General features: G+C 73.6%; 14 protein-coding genes. 9 read left to right on the forward strand and 5 right to left on the reverse strand.

Going from position 1 to position 18,074, the window contains the following annotated elements; translation table 11 throughout:
- Window positions 1–365: 365 nt before the first annotated feature.
- Complete coding sequence (locus IEZ11_RS39130; RefSeq protein WP_373295030.1) at window positions 366–4,400, forward strand: bifunctional nitrate reductase/sulfite reductase flavoprotein subunit alpha; 4,035 nt, start codon at window positions 366–368, stop codon at window positions 4,398–4,400.
- Window positions 4,401–4,427: 27 nt separating this feature from the next.
- Here IEZ11_RS39130 and IEZ11_RS39135 read toward each other — a convergent pair whose 3' ends face one another.
- Window positions 4,428–5,468 carry a helix-turn-helix domain-containing protein gene (locus IEZ11_RS39135; protein ID WP_189267791.1) on the reverse strand — a complete coding sequence of 347 codons (1,041 nt, stop codon included), beginning with the start codon at window positions 5,466–5,468 and terminating at the stop codon, window positions 4,428–4,430.
- 184 nt (window positions 5,469–5,652) lie between these two features.
- Here IEZ11_RS39135 and IEZ11_RS39140 point away from each other — a divergent pair, with 184 nt between their 5' ends.
- Both IEZ11_RS39140 and IEZ11_RS39145 read left to right on the forward strand, forming a co-directional pair.
- The gene (locus IEZ11_RS39140; protein WP_189267923.1) at window positions 5,653–7,707 is read left to right on the forward strand and encodes a molybdopterin cofactor-binding domain-containing protein; all 2,055 of its coding nucleotides are present in this window, start codon (window positions 5,653–5,655) and stop codon (window positions 7,705–7,707) included.
- Window positions 7,708–7,738: 31 nt separating this feature from the next.
- Entirely contained in the window at window positions 7,739–8,197 is a 459-nt protein-coding gene (locus IEZ11_RS39145) for a (2Fe-2S)-binding protein (protein ID WP_189267792.1), read from the forward strand.
- Between the two features lie 4 nt (window positions 8,198–8,201).
- Here the strand turns inward: IEZ11_RS39145 and IEZ11_RS39150 are convergent, their stop codons facing one another.
- The gene (locus tag IEZ11_RS39150; protein WP_189267793.1) at window positions 8,202–9,176 is read right to left on the reverse strand and encodes an alpha/beta hydrolase; all 975 of its coding nucleotides are present in this window, start codon (window positions 9,174–9,176) and stop codon (window positions 8,202–8,204) included.
- Between the two features lie 156 nt (window positions 9,177–9,332).
- On the opposite strand from IEZ11_RS39150, the gene IEZ11_RS39155 reads away from it, so the two are divergent.
- The gene (locus tag IEZ11_RS39155) at window positions 9,333–9,491 is read left to right on the forward strand and encodes a luciferase (protein WP_189267794.1); all 159 of its coding nucleotides are present in this window, start codon (window positions 9,333–9,335) and stop codon (window positions 9,489–9,491) included.
- A 75-nt stretch (window positions 9,492–9,566) separates the two neighbouring features.
- Here IEZ11_RS39155 and IEZ11_RS39160 read toward each other — a convergent pair whose 3' ends face one another.
- The gene (locus IEZ11_RS39160; protein ID WP_189267795.1) at window positions 9,567–10,124 is read right to left on the reverse strand and encodes an NAD(P)H-dependent oxidoreductase; all 558 of its coding nucleotides are present in this window, start codon (window positions 10,122–10,124) and stop codon (window positions 9,567–9,569) included.
- Window positions 10,125–10,227: 103 nt separating this feature from the next.
- Here IEZ11_RS39160 and IEZ11_RS39165 point away from each other — a divergent pair, with 103 nt between their 5' ends.
- The 3 genes from IEZ11_RS39165 to IEZ11_RS39175 all read left to right on the forward strand — a co-directional run bounded on the left by IEZ11_RS39165 (window position 10,228) and on the right by IEZ11_RS39175 (window position 13,818).
- Window positions 10,228–10,908: a TetR/AcrR family transcriptional regulator gene (locus IEZ11_RS39165; RefSeq protein WP_189267796.1), complete on the forward strand. Its 681-nt coding sequence runs from the start codon at window positions 10,228–10,230 to the stop codon at window positions 10,906–10,908.
- 302 nt (window positions 10,909–11,210) lie between these two features.
- A complete protein-coding gene (locus IEZ11_RS39170) occupies window positions 11,211–12,257 on the forward strand; it encodes a LacI family DNA-binding transcriptional regulator (protein WP_189267797.1) in 1,047 nt (348 codons plus the stop codon).
- Between the two features lie 124 nt (window positions 12,258–12,381).
- On the forward strand, window positions 12,382–13,818 hold the full coding sequence (locus tag IEZ11_RS39175; RefSeq protein ID WP_189267798.1) for an aldehyde dehydrogenase family protein: 1,437 nt from the start codon (window positions 12,382–12,384) through the stop codon (window positions 13,816–13,818).
- Between the two features lie 35 nt (window positions 13,819–13,853).
- Here IEZ11_RS39175 and trxA read toward each other — a convergent pair whose 3' ends face one another.
- A complete protein-coding gene (trxA, locus tag IEZ11_RS39180) occupies window positions 13,854–14,234 on the reverse strand; it encodes a thioredoxin (RefSeq protein ID WP_189267799.1) in 381 nt (126 codons plus the stop codon).
- Window positions 14,235–14,370: 136 nt separating this feature from the next.
- Between trxA and IEZ11_RS39185 the strand changes: the two genes are divergently transcribed.
- The gene (locus IEZ11_RS39185; RefSeq protein ID WP_189267800.1) at window positions 14,371–15,798 is read left to right on the forward strand and encodes a dihydrolipoyl dehydrogenase family protein; all 1,428 of its coding nucleotides are present in this window, start codon (window positions 14,371–14,373) and stop codon (window positions 15,796–15,798) included.
- A gap of 90 nt (window positions 15,799–15,888) precedes the next feature.
- Here IEZ11_RS39185 and IEZ11_RS39190 read toward each other — a convergent pair whose 3' ends face one another.
- The gene (locus tag IEZ11_RS39190; RefSeq protein ID WP_189267801.1) at window positions 15,889–16,533 is read right to left on the reverse strand and encodes a peptide deformylase; all 645 of its coding nucleotides are present in this window, start codon (window positions 16,531–16,533) and stop codon (window positions 15,889–15,891) included.
- Window positions 16,534–16,657: 124 nt separating this feature from the next.
- Here IEZ11_RS39190 and IEZ11_RS39195 point away from each other — a divergent pair, with 124 nt between their 5' ends.
- Window positions 16,658–18,070, forward strand: a complete 1,413-nt coding sequence (locus IEZ11_RS39195) for a PepSY-associated TM helix domain-containing protein (protein WP_189267802.1) — start codon at window positions 16,658–16,660, stop codon at window positions 18,068–18,070.
- Window positions 18,071–18,074: the final 4 nt, after the last annotated feature.

An 18,074-nucleotide genomic window follows, 5' to 3' on the forward strand; every position in this document is an offset into this window, starting at 1 on the left:
CGTCCGGACTCCCGTGCGCGGCGCTCCGGAAACCGGTCCGGGCGGCTGCCCGCAGGCGTCCCCGGGACCGTTCCGGGCCGTCCGGTGCGGCGGTCGCCGGGGTGGGTGCCTGGCATTCCGGGGGCCTGCCGGCGGGGCTGCCGGGCGTCGGCGCTCACACCGGCCGAAGGCGGTCTGTGCGGCGGCCTTAACCCCCGTTGATCAGGAGCGGTGACGCCGGCGTAATCAGCCGTGCTTACGGTCGGAGTCGGATGGAAGAGGCTGACCAGCAGGAACAGGGGGCGCCCGTGGCCGCGCCGGACTCGCGCAGCACCGACACCACCAGGGTGCGGACCGTCTGCTCGTACTGCGGGGTCGGCTGCGGCATGGTCCTGGACATCGGCACCGGCCCGGACGGCCGACGTACCGTCCTGAAGGCGTCCGGCGACAAGGAGCACCCCGCGAACTTCGGCCGACTGTGCACGAAGGGCGCCACCACCGCCGACATGCTGGCCGCGCCCGGCCGCCTGACCACCGCACTGCTGCGGCCCGAGCGGGGCGAGGAGGCGGTGCCGTCGGCCGTGGCGGCGGCGGTCGCCGAGACCGCGCGGCGGCTGCGCGCGATCGTCGACGAGCACGGCCCGGACGCGGTCGCCCTCTACGTCTCCGGCCAGATGAGCCTGGAGGCCCAGTACCTCGCCAACAAGCTCACCAAGGGCTATCTGCGCACCAACAACATCGAGTCCAACTCCCGGCTGTGCATGGCCAGCGCCGGCACCGGATACAAGCTCTCCCTCGGCGCCGACGGCCCGCCCGGTTCGTACCAGGACCTCGACAGGGCGGACGTCTTCCTGGTCATCGGCGCCAACATGGCCGACTGCCACCCCATCCTCTTCCTGCGCCTGATGGACCGGGTGAAGGCGGGCGCGAAACTGATCGTCGTCGATCCGCGCCGTACCGCCACCGCCGCCAAGGCCGACCTCTTCCTCCAGGTCAGGCCGGGCACCGACCTGGCCCTTCTCAACGGCCTGCTCCACCTGCTGTACGAGAACGGGCACACCGACCCCGACTTCATCGCCTCGTACACCGAGGGCTGGGAGGCGATGCCGGAGTTCCTCGCCGACTACCCGCCGGCCACCGTCGCCGAGATCACCGGGATCCCCGAGGCGGACCTGCGCGCGGCCGCCCGGCTGATCGGCGAGGCGGGGGAGTGGACCAGCTGCTGGACCATGGGCCTCAACCAGTCCACGCACGGCACCTGGAACACCAACGCGCTGGTCAACCTGCACCTGGCGACCGGAAAGATCTGCCGTCCGGGCAGCGGCCCGCTCTCCCTCACCGGCCAGCCCAACGCCATGGGCGGCCGGGAGATGGGCTACATGGGACCGGGGCTGCCCGGCCAGCGGTCGGTACTCGTCGACGCCGACCGCGCCTTCGTCGAGGAGCGGTGGGGCCTGGAGCCCGGCACGATCCGCGCCGACGGCGTCGGCAAGGGCACGGTCGAGATGTTCCGGAAGATGGCCGACGGCGAGATCAAGGCCTGCTGGATCATCTGCACCAACCCGGTCGCCTCCGTCGGCAACCGCAGGACGGTCATCGAGGGCCTGGAGGCCGCCGAGTTCGTCGTCACCCAGGACGTCTTCACCGACACCGAGACCAACGCCTACGCCGACGTCGTCCTGCCCGCCGCCCTGTGGACCGAGTCCGAGGGCGTCCTCATCAACAGCGAGCGCAACCTCACCCTTGCCCGGCCCGCCGCCGACCCGCCCGGCGAGGCCGTCGCCGACTGGCGGCTGATCGCCGGCGTCGCCCGCGCCATGGGCTTCGAGGACGGATTCTCGTACGACAGCGCGGAGCAGATCTTCGAGGAGATCAAGCGTTTCCACAACCCGCAGACCGGCTACGACCTGCGGGGCGTCAGCTACGACCGGTTGCGCACCGCCCCCGTCCAGTGGCCGGCCGCCACCGCCGACGGCCCCGACCGCAACCCCGTCCGCTACGTCGGCGCCGACGGTTCCCTCACCTTCGCCACCGCCTCCGGACGCGCCGTCTTCCACGCCCGCCCGCACGTGGACCCCGCCGAGATGCCCGACGACGACTACCCGTTCGTCCTGAACACGGGCCGCCTCCAGCACCAGTGGCACACCCTGACCAAGACCGCGAAGGTCGCCAAGCTGAACAGGCTCAACCCCGGCCCGTTCGTCGAGGTCCACCCCGAGGACGCGGCCGCGCTCGGGCTTGCCGAGGGCGACTCCGTGGAGGTCGCCTCGCGGCGCGGCCGGGCGGTGCTGCCGGCGGTCGTCACGGACCGGGTGCTGCCGGGGTCCTGCTTCGCGCCGTTCCACTGGAACGACCTGTTCGGCGAGTACCTCAGCGTCAACGCGGTGACCAGCGACGCGGTCGACCCGCTCTCCTTCCAGCCCGAGCTGAAGGTGTGCGCGGTGTCGCTGACCAAGGTGTCCACACCGGTGAGCGTGCAGGTGCCGGGAGCCGAGGAAACCCCGGCCGCCCTCGCCGCACCCGTCGCCGCCGCTGTCGCGCCCACGGCCGTACTGCCGTCCGCCGCCGCCGTGTTCGGCCTCGACCCCGTCCCGCCGCCGGTCCTCACCGATCGCGAACGGCAGTACCTGGTCGGCTTTCTCGCCGGCATCCCGGTCGGCGCCCCCGGCGTCCCCGTGCTGCCGCCGGACGCGCCGTTCAGCCCCGAGCACGCCCTGTGGGTCAACGGCACCCTCGCCGGCATGTACTCCCGATCGGTCACGGCCACGGGCACGGGCACGGCCGAGGACGCCGTGACGGCGCGGACGCCCGGTCGCCACGTGGTCATCCTCTGGGCCTCGCAGACCGGCAACGCCGAGGACTTCGCGACCACCACCGCCGAGCGGCTCACCGCGGGTGGCCACGCGGCCTCCCTCGTCGCCATGGACGAGGCCGACCCGGCGGCCCTGCCCACGGGCGCCGACCTGCTCCTGATCACCAGCACCTTCGGCGACGGCGACGCCCCCGACAACGGCGCCGGCTTCTGGGACGGCCTCGCCACACTCGACACCGGGCGCCTGGCGGGCCGCCGGTTCGCCGTCCTGGCCTTCGGCGACTCCAGCTACGACGACTTCTGCGGACACGGACGGCGCCTGGACAGCCGGATGGACGAACTCGGCGCGGTCCGGCTCGCACCGCGCACCGACTGCGAACCGGACTACGAGACACAGGCCGAGGCCTGGCTGGACCAGGTGCTCGTGGCCCTCAAGGACGAGCCGGCCCCGGCCGCCGTCCCGGCCCCGGCACCCGCCAGGTCCCGGCGTCCCGCCCCCGTCACCGCCCGGCTCGTCGGCAACCAGCTGCTCAGCCTGCCCGGCGCCGGCAAGGAGGTCCGCCGCTTCACCTTCGACAGCCGTGACAGCGAGACCCCGCTGGTCTACGAGGCGGGCGACGCGCTCGGGGTCCGGCCGCTCAACTCCCCCGACCTGGTGGCGGAATGGCTGACCGTCACCGGCCTCGACGCCACCACCGGCGTGCAGATCGGCGGAGTCGGCGAAGTCCCCCTCGCCGAAGCCCTCTCCCGCCATCTGGACATCACCCGCGTCACCCCGGACCTGCTCCGCTTCGCCGCCGAACGCACCCGTGACCCGCGCGAGTTGCGCAAGCTGCTGCGTCCCGACAACAAGGACGAGCTGGCCAAGTGGTCCTGGGGCCGGCAGGCGGTCGACGTCGTCGCGGAGTTCGGGATCCGCGCCGGTGCCGGTGAGTGGGCGGGCGTCCTCGGCAGGCTCCAGCCGCGCCTGTACTCCATCTCGTCCAGTCCGCTCACCGACCCCCACCAGGTCTCGCTCACCGTCTCCGTGGTCCGCTACGAGAACCTGCACGGCAGGTCCCGGCAGGGCGTCTGCTCGCCGTTCCTCGCCGACGCCGAACCCGGCACACCGGTCCCGGTGCACGTCCAGCGCGCACCGCACTTCCGGCCGCCCGCGGACCCGGCGACCCCCATGGTCATGGTGGGCCCCGGCACCGGTGTGGCGCCGTTCGTCGGCTTCCTGGAGGAGCGCCGCGCCCGCGGCCACCGCGCCCCCAACTGGCTGTTCTTCGGCGAACAGCACCGGGCCACCGACTTCTACTACGAGCGGGAGCTCTCCGCACTGCTCGCCGACTCCACCCTGAGCCGCCTCGACACCGCCTTCTCGCGTGACCAGCGGGCCAAGGTCTACGTCCAGGACCGGATGCGCGAACACGGGCCGCTGCTGTGGTCCTGGCTCCAGGACGGCGCCCACTTCTACGTCTGCGGCGACGCCTCCCGGATGGCCAAGGACGTCGACCGGGCCCTGAAGGACATCGCCACCGTGCACGGCGGACTGAGCGCGGACGAGGCGACGGTGTACGTCAAGCAGCTGGCCACGGAACGGCGTTACGTCCGTGACGTCTACTGACCGGCCGACTGACCGGCTGTCGTCCGGTTACTGACTTTCCATCAGGTGCCGCATGGTGAGGGCGAGTTGCAGCCGGAACCGGCCCTGCGGGGTGCGCACCGACCAGCCCAGCAGATGTTCGGCGTGCGTCAACCGGTCCTGGAGCGTGGAGTGATGGACGTTGATCTCGGCGGCCGCCGCCCGCAGACTCGCCGTCGACGCGACCGCGTGCAGCGTGCGCAGCATCCAGGGGGCGTCGGCCGCGGCGGCCTGCACGGCACGGACGTCCGGCGCCGGTTCCGCACCGGGTACCACCAGACCGGCGAGCAGCGCGACCCCGCCCAGCTCGTCGGCGTGCACGATCGGCGGGCCGGCCGGCTCCGGTGAGCCGCCGTCGGCGGTGAACCGCAGCGCGGTACGGGCCGCCGCCCAGGACCGGGGGAGGTCCGCGACGGCCACGGCCGGGCCCACCCCCGCCCGTCCCGTCGGCAGCCCCGGTGCCGGTACCGGTGGCAGTACCGGTGGGGGCCCGTCCGGCACGATCCGGGGCGGGCCGTCGGCCACCGCCACCGCCCGGAACCGCGCGGCCGGGTCGGCGGTGTCCAGGCCGAGCCCGCGGGCCGCGTGCAGCCGGGCCGGCAGCGGCGCGCCGGCCTCCAGGACCGTCTCGACCAGCGCGGGGTCGTCCACCGGCGGCCCCGGCGCCCGCCCCCGGGTACGGTCGAGCACGGATCGTACGGCCGCCGAGGCCCGCTCCAGGATCACCGCGTCGACGACACTCGGGCCGTCGGCACCCTCCCGCTCCAGCCACAGCGCGGGCGGACCGCCCGGTACCAGCGGCGCGCCCGGCCAGCCCGGCGCGGGCCCGCCCACGGTGTCCGTCCGGCGCCCGTCCGGCTCCACCCGCAGCCGCACCCACCGCTCCTCGTCGACCAGCCGCGCCGCACAGCCCGCCAGCACGGCGGCCCCGCGCACCAGCGCCTCCAGACCGGCCCGGGTCTCGACCAGCCGGTCGAAGTAGGCGATGACCGCGACGGCGGCCCCGGCATCCGGGTCCACCGCGGCCAGCCGCCCCGCCAGCTCTTTCATACGGCCATGATGCGCCATCCGGCCCTCCGCGAGGAGAGCCCGGCACGGCAGGCAACCCCCGCGCCCGCCCGCCCCTCCTAGCTGTCGAGGCACAGCGCCGATACGCAGCCCCACGGACAGGAGCCCCCGCTTGGACCGCAGAGAGCCCCGGCAGGCGGCCGCCGGGCCGTCCCGCCGGAGATTCATGGTGTACACGGTCGCCGCGACCACCCTCACGGTCGCCGCCCCGCTCGGCTGCGACCCATCGCGGGCCGACGGTGCCACTCCGCCGTCCGACGTCCTGGTCACCGGCACCGACGAGGAGATGCTCGTCCTGGAGGTCACCGCCGCCAACGAGGTCGTCGTACGGCTGCCCCGGGTCGAGGTCGGCCAGGGCATCACCACCGCCGTCGCCATGATGATCGCGGAGGAACTGGACGCCCGTCTCGCCGACGTCCGGATTCCGCTCGCCGATGCCCGAAGCAAGGGCAACCAGTACACCGGCGGCTCCAGTTCGGTCAGTTCGCTCTACGGCCCGGCCCGGCAGCTCGCCGCCACCGCGCGTGCCCGGCTGGTGACCGCGGCCGCCCGCCGCTGGCGGCTCCCCGCGCACGTCCTGCGCACCAGGAACACCGAGGTGGTGGCCCCCGACGGCCGGACGGCCACCTTCGGCTCCCTCACCGCGAGCGCCGCCCGGATCCGCGTCCCGGACGTGTCGAGCAAGCCCAAGCCGGCCTCCCGGCACCGGGTGATCGGGAAGCCGACGACCAGGATCGACGCCCGGGACATCGTCACCGGCGCCGCGAAGTACGCCGGTGACCTGGCGGTGAAGGGCGCGAAGCCGACCGTGGTGGCCCGGCCGCCGACCCTGCGCGGCAGGCTGGTCTCCCTGGACGACACGGCGGCCCGCGCCCTGCCCGGCGTCCACGCGGTCGTGAAGCTCCCGGGCGGGGTCGCCGTCGTGGCGGAGACCTTCCACCACGCCTTCCAGGCCCGGGACGCGCTCCGGATCACCTGGGCCGACGGCCCGCTGGTGCCCCTGTCCGACCGGCAGATCCGCTCCCGGCTGCGGGCCGCGGTGCCCCGGCTCGCCGCCCCGCCGCACGGATCGACGCAGATCGAGGGCGAGTTCGCGTTCGCGTTCGTCAGTCATGCCCCGATGGAGGTGCTCACGGCCGTCGCCGACGTCCGCGCCGACCGGGCCGAGCTGTGGTTCGCCACCCAGACACCGATGGACGCCCGGGAGACCCTCGCCGGCCTGCTGGGGCTCCCGAAGACCGCGGTACGGGTCCATGTGCTGCGCGGCGGCGGTTCGTTCGGGCGGCGGCTCACCTTCGACGCGGCCATCGAGGCGGCGCTCGTCTCCAAGGCGGCCCATCGGCCCGTGAAGCTGATGTGGAGCCGCGGCGACGACATCCGGCACGGCCGGATGCGTCCCGCCGACCACCACCGGATCCGGGCCAGTGTGGCCGGGGGCCGGGTGGTGGCCTTCCGGCACATGTCGGCCTCGGTGGCGGAGTCGTCCGACGAAAAGGGCCTGACCGCCCGGTCCGCTGCGGTACGGCCGCTGCCCAGCGACAGCGGCCTGTACGACTTCGGCCGGGTGGGCGGCGATTCAGGAGGCATCGAGCTGCCGGTACCGCTCGGCGCCTGGCGCTCGGTGGACTCCGGGACCATGCGCACGGCGGAGGAGATCGTCGTCGACGACATCGCCCGCGCGCTGGGCCGGGACCCGGTCGCCTTCCGCCGGACCACCCTGCGCAGCAGGACGGTGAAGGCCGTCCTCGCCAAGGCGGCCGCCGCCGGCCACTGGGGCCGCACGATGCCCGCGGGCACCGCCCAGGGCGTCGCCGTCCACGAGGAGTACGGGTCCGCCGTGGCCTGCCTGGCCGAGATCGACGCCACCGACCCGAAGAACCCCCGGGTCACCAAGGTGGTGATGGCCGCCGACGTCGGTACGGCCGTCAACCCGCGCGGTCTGGAGGCGCAGCTCATGGGCACCGCGGTGGACGGCATCTCCACCGTGCTGCGCGCCGGGCTGCACATCGACCGGGGGGCGGTCCGGGAGGGCAGCTTCGCCGACTTCCACTACGCCCGCCAGCGGCACGCCCCGCTGGTGTTCGAGGCCCACATCATCCCTTCCGGCGGGGAACCAGGCGGCGCCGGCGAACTGGGCGTCCCCGCGGCGGCGGGCGCGGTCGCCAACGCCTACGTCCGCGCCACCGGCAGGAAACCCCGCAGCTTCCCCCTCGACTTCTGACCCCACCGCCCCCGACCTCCAGAAGGCACCGATGCGTTCGTACTCCTTCGTCCTCAACGGCAGACCGGTGACGGTCGAGGCCCCCGCCGACATGCCCCTCCTGTGGGTCCTGCGCGACCTGCTCGGTGTCACCGGCCCCAAGTACGGCTGCGGGGTGGGCGTCTGCCGCGCCTGCACCAGCCACCTCGACGGCGCGGAGATCCAGCCGTGCACGGTCCCGGTGGCCGACTGCGCGGACCGTGCGGTCACCACCATCGAGGGCCTCGCCGACGGAGACACCCTGCACCCCGTCCAACAGGCCTGGCTGGACGGCGACGTGGCCCAGTGCGGCTTCTGCCAGCCCGGTCAGATCATGGCGGCCGCCGCCCTGCTCGCCCGCACCCCGCACCCCACGGACGCCGACATCGACGCCATCGAGAACGTCTGCCGCTGCGGCACCTACCCCAGGATCAGGGAGGCGATCAAGAAGGCGGCGAAGAACGGGAGTTGAGCCCTCAGCGCGCCAGCAGCCGGCGCAGCCAGTCCAGGTGGGCAGCCCGTGCCGACTGGGACAGGGCGGCCTGCGGGGCGAAGCCGTCGAAGCCGTGGAAGCCGCCGGGCCAGACGTGGAGTTCGGCGATGCCGCCGGACTGCCAGATGCGGGAGGCGTAGGCGACGGTCTCGTCGCGGAAGGTCTCGGCGGACCCGACGTCGAGGAAGGCCGGGGGAAGGCCCGTGAGGTCGGCGGCGCGGGCCGGGGCCGCGTAGGGGGAGACGTCGGGGCCGCCCCGGAGCTCGCCCAGCAGGGCGGTCCAGCCGGTCTCGTTGGACGTGTGGTCCCAGACGCCGAGGCCCTTCATCTGGTGGCTGGACGGCGTGTCGTTGCGGTCGTCGAGCATCGGGCACATGAGCATCTGGCCGATCACCGAGGGACCCTGACGGTCCCTCAGCAGCAGTGCCAGGGCCGCGGTGAGGCCGCCGCCCGCGCTGGCGCCGGCGATCACGATCCGGTCCGGGTCGCCGCCGATCTCCTTCGCGTGCTCCGCCGTCCACAGCAGTCCGGCGTACACGTCCTCCACCGGCGCCGGATGCGGATGCTCGGGCGCCAGCCGGTACTCCACCGACACCACCACCGCGCCCAGTTCCCGCGCCCAGGCCAGCGGGACGTCCAGGCCCACCCGGTTGTTGCCGAGCACCATGCCGCCGCCGTGCACGTGGTAGATCACCGGGAGCGGACCGGGGCCGGCCGGGGCGGTCGGGCGGCAGATCAGGAGGGAGATCTCGGGGGCGTCCGAGGGGCCGGGCACCGTGCGCTCGTCGACCTCGAACGCCCCGTCCATGGTGAGGTCCAGCTCGGAGAGCAGCCGTATCCCCTCCCCCTGCCGGATCGTGGCGAGGTCCGCCAGGGTGAACGCCGGTGAGATCACGTCCTTGATCAGCTCCAGGGCGGCGGAGAGTTCGGGGTCGAACGGGGGCGGTACGGCGGTCATGGCGGCTCCTCGCGGTGGTGCGCTGCGGCTCTTGCACCAATGATCCGCGCGGTCGTGTGCTCCCCGGAGGCCGCCGGACGGCGGAAGCTCCCCGCCATCCGGCGGGTACGTGTCCGGAATCGTCCGCGGACACGCTCGGGCGGCCATGATCGACGCTTGACTTCGAGCGTGCTCGACGCCTTCGCCCGGGACATCCAGGGCTACGCCGGGCTCGGCCTCGACACCGTCATCCTGTCCCCGCGCCTGGGCGAGACCTCGGGATGGATGGAGACCTTCGTCGCCCCGGCCGTCGAGCGCCTCGCCGGGATCGGGTGACGAGGCCGGGAGCGGGCCGCGGAGCACGGGAAAGGGGCCGGAGCGGGTGTGCTCCGGCCCCTTGCGGGGGGTGCCTCAGGCGGCCACGCCCACGTTGCCGTGCAGGCGGGCGACGACCTCGGTCAGCTGGGCGGCGACCTCGGTGTCGTCGGCCGGGTGGGTCTCGGCGAAGCGGACCACGGAGCCGGGGATGGAGAGCTTGATGTCCTCGATCACGTTGCCGCCGGCGATACCGACGGCCTTGCGGGCCTCGTCCTGCGCCCACACGCCGCCGTACTGGCCGTACGCGGTGCCGATGACGGCGACCGGCTTGCCGCCGAAGGTGCTGGCGCCGTACGGGCGGGACAGCCAGTCGATGGCGTTCTTCAGGACGGCCGGGATGGTGCCGTTGTACTCGGGGGAGAAGAGCAGGAACGCGTCGGCGGCCTGGGCGGCCTCGCGCAGCTTCGCGGCGGCGGCCGGGAGGCTGTCCGCGACGTCGATGTCCTCGTTGTAGAACGGGATGTCGGCCAGGCCCTCGAAGACCTCGACCTCGGCACCCTCGGGGGCGAGCTTGACGGCCGCCTCGGCGAGCTGGCGGTTGTGCGAACCGGCGCGGAGGCTGCCGACGAGGGCAAGGATGCGGACAGACATGGGGAACTCCAGAGGGGGGCTGAAACAATGCTGTTACGAATCCGGACCGAGGTCCGCTTAATTTCTATCAGCATAACCGGACTCCGGTCCAGTTCTGTTCCCGATGCTTTACGCTGTCTTCATGTCCAGCGTCCTGCCGCCCTTCCCGCAGCCACAGGAGCCCTTCGACGCCCCGCAGTTGCTTGAGGTCGGGCCCGCTCCGCAGGAGCCGTGCCTGCGTGCCGACGCGGCCCGGAACCGCGCCCGGCTGCTGGAGGCCGCCGCCCGGCTGATCGCCGAGCACGGGGTGGCCGGCGTGACCATGGAAGCGGTGGCCGCGGCGGCCGAGGTGGGCAAGGGCACGGTCTTCCGCCGCTTCGGCGACCGCACCGGCCTGCTGATGGCGCTGCTCGACCACTCCTCGCGGCAGCTCCAGGCGGACTTTCTGGGCGGCCCGCCGCCCCTCGGCCCCGGCGCCCCGCCGGTCGACCGGCTCCGGGCGTTCGGTGTCGCGGTGCTCTACCGCTCGGCCGAGCAGCTGGACCTCCAGCTGGCCGCCCAGCCCGAGCCCACCCGGCGCTATGCCAACCCGCCGATCCGGGCGCTGCGCACGCACATCACGATGCTGCTGCGGCAGATCGAGCCGGCCGCCGACTGCGAACTGCTCGCCCAGACGCTCCTCGCGTACCTGGACCCCGCCCAGATCCACCATCTGACCCGGCAGTGCGGGATGCCGATGGAGCGCCTGGAGGCCGGTTGGGTCGACCTGGTCGACCGCGTCACGCGGACGGAGCCGGCCCGCTGACCTCCGGCAGGCCGCCGGTGAACATGTCGACCAGGTCCTGCGGTGAGTCGGCGCGGAACAGCAGTTCGCCGCGCCGGACGGAGTCCGCCGCGGACCGCTCGGCAGGCGCGAGCAGCTTCTCCTCGTAGGCGGACAGGGCGGCCGCACGTGCGTACGCAGGCGCTCGTGCCCGTCGCGTGCGACCGTGCGGTGGTCCCGTGTGGCCGTGGGGTGGTCCTGCGGACCAGGCTGTCCGGAGCCCAACTCGTCGAACAGTCAACCACCTTGCCCCGCCCGTCCGCCCTGTCCGGGCTTCTGCCAAGATGCCGTACGTCATGGTGCACATCCCGAAACCGCCCTCGGCAGCGTCGCCGGTCCAGCGCTCGGTCCCCACGAGCGCCGATGTGGCCCGCCTGGCCGGCGTCTCCCGCGCGACCGTCTCCTACGTCCTCAACAACACCAGTGCCGTCCGGATCAGCGAGCCCACCCGCCGCCGGGTCCACGCGGCCGCGAAGGAGCTCGGGTACGTCCCGCACGCGGCCGCCCGCAGCCTGCGCGCCGGACACAGCCGGATGGTCCTGATGCCCGCCCCGGCCATCCCGATGGGCCCGCTGTACGGGCAGTTCATCACCGATCTCCAGTGGGCCCTCAGCCGCCTCGACTACACGGTCGTCCAGTACGGCACCGCCGGCCTGCGCAGCGACGAAGCCGCCCGCGCCTGGGCCGAGCTGAGGCCGGTCGCCGTGCTCGTGCCCGGCGCCGAGCTCGGCCCGGAGGGCGTCGCGGTCCTCAAGCGGGCCGGCGCCCGTGCCGTGGTCACCTTCGGTCCCGAGCGCGTGGAGGGCGCCCACGCCCTGCTGATGGACCACCACGCCGTCGGCCACTGCGCCGGCCGCCACCTCCATGCCCGCGGCCGGCGCCGGATCGGCGTGATCGTCCCCGAGGAGGCCGGCCTGGAGACGTACTCCCGGCCCCGTCTCGAAGGCGTACGTCAGGCGCTGCACGGCACCGATGCCGAGGTGACCGGGCTGTCGCTCGGCTACACCGAGCAGTCGGCGGCCGAACTCGCGGCGCGCTGGCCGGAGTTGGGTATCGACGCGGTGTTCGCGTACAACGACGAGTACGCCATGCTGATCATGCGCGCCCTCCAGGACGAGGGCCTGCGCATCCCCGAGGACACCGCGGTGCTCGGCGCCGACGACCTGATGCTCGGCCGGCTGCTGCGGCCCCGGCTCTCCACGATCCACATCGACCTGCCCTCCGGCCGTGACCTCGCCGAACTGGTCGACCGCCTGGTGCGCGATCCGGGTGCCGCGACGGAGACGCACCGGATGCTCGGCGCCGCGGTGGTGCAGCGCGACTCCAGCTGATGGGCCACGCTGGTCGGGGTCGGTGCTGTTCCGGGCGCCCCGACTATGATGTTGCGCGCTCAACCAAACGGCTCATGGGTGTGCCGTGAGCCGCGCAACCCCGGTGATCGATCGGAGAGCCGTCATGCCGCTGCTCGAACCGAAGACCTGGCAGGCGAGCGCCCTGTCCGGCCCGCAGTACACCGTCATCGAGCCCGCCACCGGCGACACGCTCGGCACGGTCAGCCTCGCCGCCCCCGCGGACGTCTCCACGGCCGCCGCGGCCGCCCGCGCCGCGCAGCGCGACTGGGCCCGCACACCGCACTTCGTGCGCGCCCAAGTCCTGCGCCGCGCAGGTGACTTGTTCACCCAGCACGCCGACGAACTGCGCGAGTGGATCGTCCGCGAGTCCGGCTCCGTACCCGGCAAGGCGGACTTCGAACTGCACGTCGCCGCCCAGGAGTGCTACGAGGCCGCCGCCCTCGCCTCCCGCCCGGCCGGCCAGGTGCTGCCCAGCGAGGCGCCCCGGCTGTCGTACACCCGTCGGGTCCCGGTCGGGGTGGTCGGGGTGATCTCGCCGTTCAACGCGCCGCTGATCCTGTCCATCCGCTCGGTCGCGCCCGCCCTCGCCCTCGGCAACGGGGTCGTCCTGAAGCCCGATCCGCGTACCGCCGTCTGCGGCGGGCTCGCGCTCGCCGCGGTGTTCGCCGAGGCCGGACTGCCGCAGGGGCTGCTGCACGTGCTGCCCGGCGCGGCCGACGTCGGCGCGGCGCTGGTCGAGGACCCGCTGGTGCCGGTCATCTCCTTCACCGGCTCGACGGCGGCCGGCCGTGCGGTCGGTGCGGCCGCCGGCCGCCACCTCAAGCGCGCCCATCTCGAACTCGGCGGCAACTCCGCGCTGATCGTCCTGGAGGACGCCGACCTCGACGCGGTGATCTCCACGGCCGCCTGGGGGTCCTTCTTCCACCAGGGCCAGATCTGCATGACCACCGGACGGCACCTGGTGCACGCCTCACTGGTCGAGGAGTACGCCGAACGACTCGCCGCCAAGGCCGACTCGCTCGCCGTCGGCGACCCGCACCGCGAACAGGTGCACCTCGGCCCGGTCATCGACGCCGGCCAACTCGCCAAGATCCACGGCCTGGTGGAGTCCAGCACCGCCCAGGGGGCGCGACTGGCCGCGGGCGGCACCCATGAAGGCCTCTTCTACCGGCCGACGGTCCTGACCGGTGTCGACGACCGCACACCCGTCTACGCCGAGGAGGTCTTCGGGCCGGTCGCGCCCGTCCGCGCCTTCGCCGACGCCGACGAGGCCGCCGCCCTCGCGGCCGACAGCTCCTACGGACTCTCGCTCGGCATCGTCACCCGGGACACAGCGCGCGGCCTGGACCTCGCCGAGCGCATCCCGACCGGCATCGTCCACATCAACGACCAGACCGTGAACGACGAGGCGGTCGCTCCCTTCGGCGGCGTCGCCGCCTCCGGCACGGGGGCCCGGTTCGGCGGCGAGTCCAACCTGGAGGCGTTCACGGACGTACGGTGGACGACCGTACGCGGGGACGTGGCGCCGTACCCGTTCTGAAGACCGTCAGGAGCCCTGGCGTCCGTCAGGGAGCCTCACTCGGCCCGTGCACTGCCCTGCTCGGCGGCGATGCTCTTGCGGACCTCGTCCATGTCCAGCTTGCGGGCCTGGCCGATGACGTCCGTCAGGGCGGCCTCCGGCAGGGCGCCCGGCTGGGCGAAGACGGCGACCTGGTCCCGGACGATCATCAGGGTCGGGATCGACTGGATACCGAAGGCCTGGGCCAGCTCCGGCTGGGCCTCGGTGTCCACCTTGCCGAACACCAGGTCGGGGTTGTCCTGCGCGGCCTTCTCGTAGACCGGGGCGAACATCCGGCACGGGCCGCACCAGGACGCCCAGAAGTCGATGAGAACGAACTCGTTCTCGGTGACCGTCTGGTCGAAGTTCTCCTTGGTGAGCTCCACGGTGCTGCTCATGCGCGCTTCCCTCTTCCTGACGTGGGGGGGGCGCCCCTGGACGGGGCGGAACCGTCCGCACAACATGTCCGGCCGGGCAGGTATTCCGCCCCCTACCCGTGTGGCCCGGGCGCACGCCACCGGCAAGACTGACCCCATGACGGAAACGGAATCCATCGCTTACGACGTCGTGGTGCTCGGGGCCGGGCCCGTGGGGGAGAACGTCGCCGACCGCACCCGTGCGGCCGGCCTCACCACCGCGGTCGTGGAGAGCGAACTCGTCGGCGGCGAATGCTCGTACTGGGCCTGTATGCCGAGCAAGGCGCTGCTGCGCCCGGTCATCGCGCAGGCCGACGCCCGGCGCCTGCCCGGCCTCGCCCAGTCGGTCCAGGGCCCCCTGGACACTCCCGCGGTCCTCGCCCGCCGGAACTACTTCACCTCGAACTGGAAGGACGACGGCCAGGTCGCCTGGCTGGACGGCATCAGCGCCGACCTCTACCGCGGCCACGGCCGCCTGGCCGGACCCCGCACGGTCACCGTGACCGGCCCCGACGGCACCCTCACCACCCTCACCGCCCGGCACGCGGTGGCCGTCGCCACTGGCACCCGCGCCCAACTGCCCGACCTGCCGGGTCTCGCCGCGGTGAAGCCCTGGACCAGCCGCGAGGCCACCAGTGCCCAGGAGGCACCCGGTCGGCTCATCGTCGTCGGCGGCGGTGTGGTCGCCACCGAGATGGCGACCGCCTGGCAGGCCCTCGGCTCCCGGGTCACCCTGCTGGTGCGCGGCAAGGGCCTGCTCAACCGCATGGAGCCGTTCGCCGGCGAACTCGTCGCCGCGTCGCTCGCGGAGGCCGGCGTCGACGTCCGCACCGGTACCTCGGTGGAGTCGGTGACCAGGGAGAACGGCACGGTGGTGGCCGTGACCGACGCCGGGGACCGCATCGAGGCCGACGAGATCCTCTTCGCCACGGGGCGCGTCCCGCACACCGACGACATCGGCCTCGGCACGGTCGGACTGGAACCGGGCTCCTGGCTGTCGGCCGACGACACCCTCCTGGTCGAGGGCACCGACTGGCTCTACGCCGTCGGAGACGTCAACCACCGGGCGCTCCTCACCCACCAGGGCAAGTACCAGGCCCGGATCGCGGGCGCGGCGATCGCGGCGCGCGCGGCGGACACGCCGGTCCTGGACGAGCCGTGGGGTGCGCACGCGGCCACCGCCGACCACGGCGCCGTACCGCAGGTCGTCTTCACCGAACCGGAGGCGGCGGCCGTCGGGCTCTCCCTCGCGGAGGCCGAGCAGGCGGGGCACCGGGTGCGGGCCGTGGACGTCGAGTTCTCCTCCGTCGCCGGGGCGGGGCTGTACGCCGACGGCTACCAGGGGCGGGCCCGGATGGTCGTCGACCTGGACGGGGAGATCCTGCGGGGGGTCACCTTCGTGGGGCCGGGGGTGGGTGAGCTGATCCACTCGGCGACGATCGCCGTCGCCGGGCAGGTGCCGATCAGCCGGTTGTGGCATGCGGTGCCGTCTTATCCGACGTTGAGCGAGGTGTGGCTGCGGCTGCTGGAGGCGTACCGGGGGTAGGGCCGAAGGGGGGTGCGGGGCGTGGGTCGTCTGCGGGCCGGTGGGGGCTGGTCGCGCAGTTCCCCGCGCCCCTTTCGGGGCGCTGCGCGCTCAGGGCAGGGTGAAGCCCAGCTCCTCCGCCGCCGTCGCCGGGGTCGGCTGGGCCCAGCGCTGTGCCATCGCCTCGTTCGACGACAGCGAGCGCGGCTCCGCCCGGTCCAGGTACAGCATGCCGTCGAGGTGGTCGGTCTCGTGCTGGACGATGCGGGCCGGCCAGCCGGTGAACTCCTCGTCCAGCGGGTGGCCGTGTTCGTCCTGGCCGCGCAGTCGTACCGTGGCGTGCCGGGCCACCACCGCCTGCCAGCCCGGCACGCTCAGGCAGCCCTCGAAGAACGCGGCACGGGCGGTGCCGACCGGCTCGTAGACCGGGTTGACCAGCACCCGGAACGGCTGCGGGACCCGGCCCCGGGCCACCGCCACCTCCTCCGGCACCGGCGCCGGGTCCTCGATCACCGCGATCCGGAGCGGGACGCCGACCTGGGGTGCGGCCAGGCCCACGCCCGGGGCCGCGTGCATGGTGACGCGCAGCGCCTCCACGAACCGGGCCAGCAGGGCCGGGGCCAACTGGCCGTCGTACGGCTCGGTGCCGCGTCGCAGGACCGGGTCGCCCGCCGCGACGATGGGCAACGGACCGCCCAGGCCGAGGAGTTCCTCGACCCGGGCGGCAAGTGGTGCGTGACCGTGAGGAGATGCCATCGCGCCAGGATGCCATGGAGTGGAGTGTGACGCGGGTCACTTCGGCTGTCGGGAACTCGGTCCTCGCACCCCCCGACTACTGGACCGTCACCGCTCAGCCACGACTCCCCGGAGAAGCCCGCCGATGTCCACCGCTTCCTCGACCACCACAGGCGAGGCCCCGCAACCCACCGTCCCGGCCGCGTCCCCGAGCCGCTGGGCCCCGTTGCGCCCCCTCGTCCTGCGCCTGCACTTCTACGCCGGCGTGCTGGTCGCCCCCTTCCTGCTCGTCGCCGCCGTCACCGGCCTGCTGTACGCCTTCTCCTTCCAGGCCGAGAAACTGGTGTACGCCCATGAACTGACCGTCCCGGTGGGCGAGTCCAGGCTGCCGATCTCCGAACAGGTCGCCGCCGCCCGCAAGGCCCACCCCGAGGGCACGGTCTCCGCGATACGGCCGTCGCCCGAGGCGGACGCGACCACCAGGGTGCTGCTGTCGGGCGTCGCGGGTGTGAACCCGGACCACACCCTCGCGGTGTTCGTCGACCCGTACACCGGCAAGGTGCGCGGCGCGCTCGAACAGTACGGTTCGACGGGGGCGCTGCCGCTGCGCACCTGGATCGACGAACTCCACCGCGACCTGCACCTCGGCGACACCGGGCGGCTCTACAGCGAGTTCGCGGCGAGCTGGCTGTGGGTGATCGCGGGCGGCGGCCTGGTCCTGTGGTTCGCCCGCCGGCGGGCCCTGCGCACGGTGCGCGGCACCAGCGGGCGGCGGCGCACACTGGGCCTGCACGGCACCGTCGGCGTGTGGGCCGCCGCCGGTTTCGTCTTCCTCTCCGCGACCGGCCTGACCTGGTCCGCCTACGCCGGCGCCAACATCGACGAACTGCGCACCTCCCTCGGCCAGGCCACCCCCGCCGTCTCGGCGGCGGCGAGCGGCGGCGACCACGCGGGGCACGGTACGGCTGCCGGGACCGGCGGTGACGCCGAGCACGGCGTCGGCCTGGACAAGGTGCTCGCGGCCGCCCGTGCCGAGGGGCTCGGCGACCCGGTCGAGATCGTCCCGCCCGCCGACGCGGACAGCGCGTACGTGGTCAGGCAGGTGCAGCGCAGCTGGCCCGAGAAGCAGGACGCCGTCGCCGTCGACCCGAGCACCGGCGAGGTGACCGACGTGCTGCGCTTCGCCGACTACCCGGTCCTCGCCAAACTCACCCGCTGGGGCATCGACCTGCACACCGGCATCCTCTTCGGCCTCGTCAACCAGCTCGCCCTGGCACTGCTCGCGCTCGCCCTGATCCTGCTGATCGTGTGGGGCTACCGCATGTGGTGGCAGCGCGGCCGCGGCTCCTCCTTCGGTCGGCCGATCCCGCGCGGGGCCTGGGCGGAGGTCCCGCCGTACCTCCTCGTCCCGGCGATGGCGGTGATCGCGGTCCTCGGCTGGTTCGTGCCGCTGCTCGGGATCCCGCTGGCCGCCTTCCTCGCCGTGGACATCGTGCTCGGGGAGATCGCGCACCGTCGCGGCGGGCGGACGTACGGGGGCCGGGCCGACGTGAAGTAGCGTG

Source organism: Streptomyces fuscichromogenes (genome assembly GCF_014645815.1).
Classification (GTDB): domain Bacteria; phylum Actinomycetota; class Actinomycetes; order Streptomycetales; family Streptomycetaceae; genus Streptomyces; species Streptomyces fuscichromogenes.

Coding starts and splice junctions, on each gene's coding strand:
- IEZ11_RS39170 (WP_189267797.1), top strand. CDS start 11,211: ATGCCGTACGTCATGGTGCACATCCCGAAACCGCCCTCGGCAGCGTCG.
- IEZ11_RS39160 (WP_189267795.1), bottom strand. CDS start 10,124: ATGTCTGTCCGCATCCTTGCCCTCGTCGGCAGCCTCCGCGCCGGTTCG.
- IEZ11_RS39190 (WP_189267801.1), bottom strand. CDS start 16,533: ATGGCATCTCCTCACGGTCACGCACCACTTGCCGCCCGGGTCGAGGAA.
- IEZ11_RS39175 (WP_189267798.1), top strand. CDS start 12,382: ATGCCGCTGCTCGAACCGAAGACCTGGCAGGCGAGCGCCCTGTCCGGC.
- IEZ11_RS39140 (WP_189267923.1), top strand. CDS start 5,653: ATGGTGTACACGGTCGCCGCGACCACCCTCACGGTCGCCGCCCCGCTC.
- IEZ11_RS39195 (WP_189267802.1), top strand. CDS start 16,658: ATGTCCACCGCTTCCTCGACCACCACAGGCGAGGCCCCGCAACCCACC.
- IEZ11_RS39150 (WP_189267793.1), bottom strand. CDS start 9,176: ATGACCGCCGTACCGCCCCCGTTCGACCCCGAACTCTCCGCCGCCCTG.
- IEZ11_RS39135 (WP_189267791.1), bottom strand. CDS start 5,468: ATGAAAGAGCTGGCGGGGCGGCTGGCCGCGGTGGACCCGGATGCCGGG.
- IEZ11_RS39130 (WP_373295030.1), top strand. CDS start 366: ATGGTCCTGGACATCGGCACCGGCCCGGACGGCCGACGTACCGTCCTG.
- IEZ11_RS39165 (WP_189267796.1), top strand. CDS start 10,228: ATGCTTTACGCTGTCTTCATGTCCAGCGTCCTGCCGCCCTTCCCGCAG.
- trxA (WP_189267799.1), bottom strand. CDS start 14,234: ATGAGCAGCACCGTGGAGCTCACCAAGGAGAACTTCGACCAGACGGTC.
- IEZ11_RS39145 (WP_189267792.1), top strand. CDS start 7,739: ATGCGTTCGTACTCCTTCGTCCTCAACGGCAGACCGGTGACGGTCGAG.
- IEZ11_RS39185 (WP_189267800.1), top strand. CDS start 14,371: ATGACGGAAACGGAATCCATCGCTTACGACGTCGTGGTGCTCGGGGCC.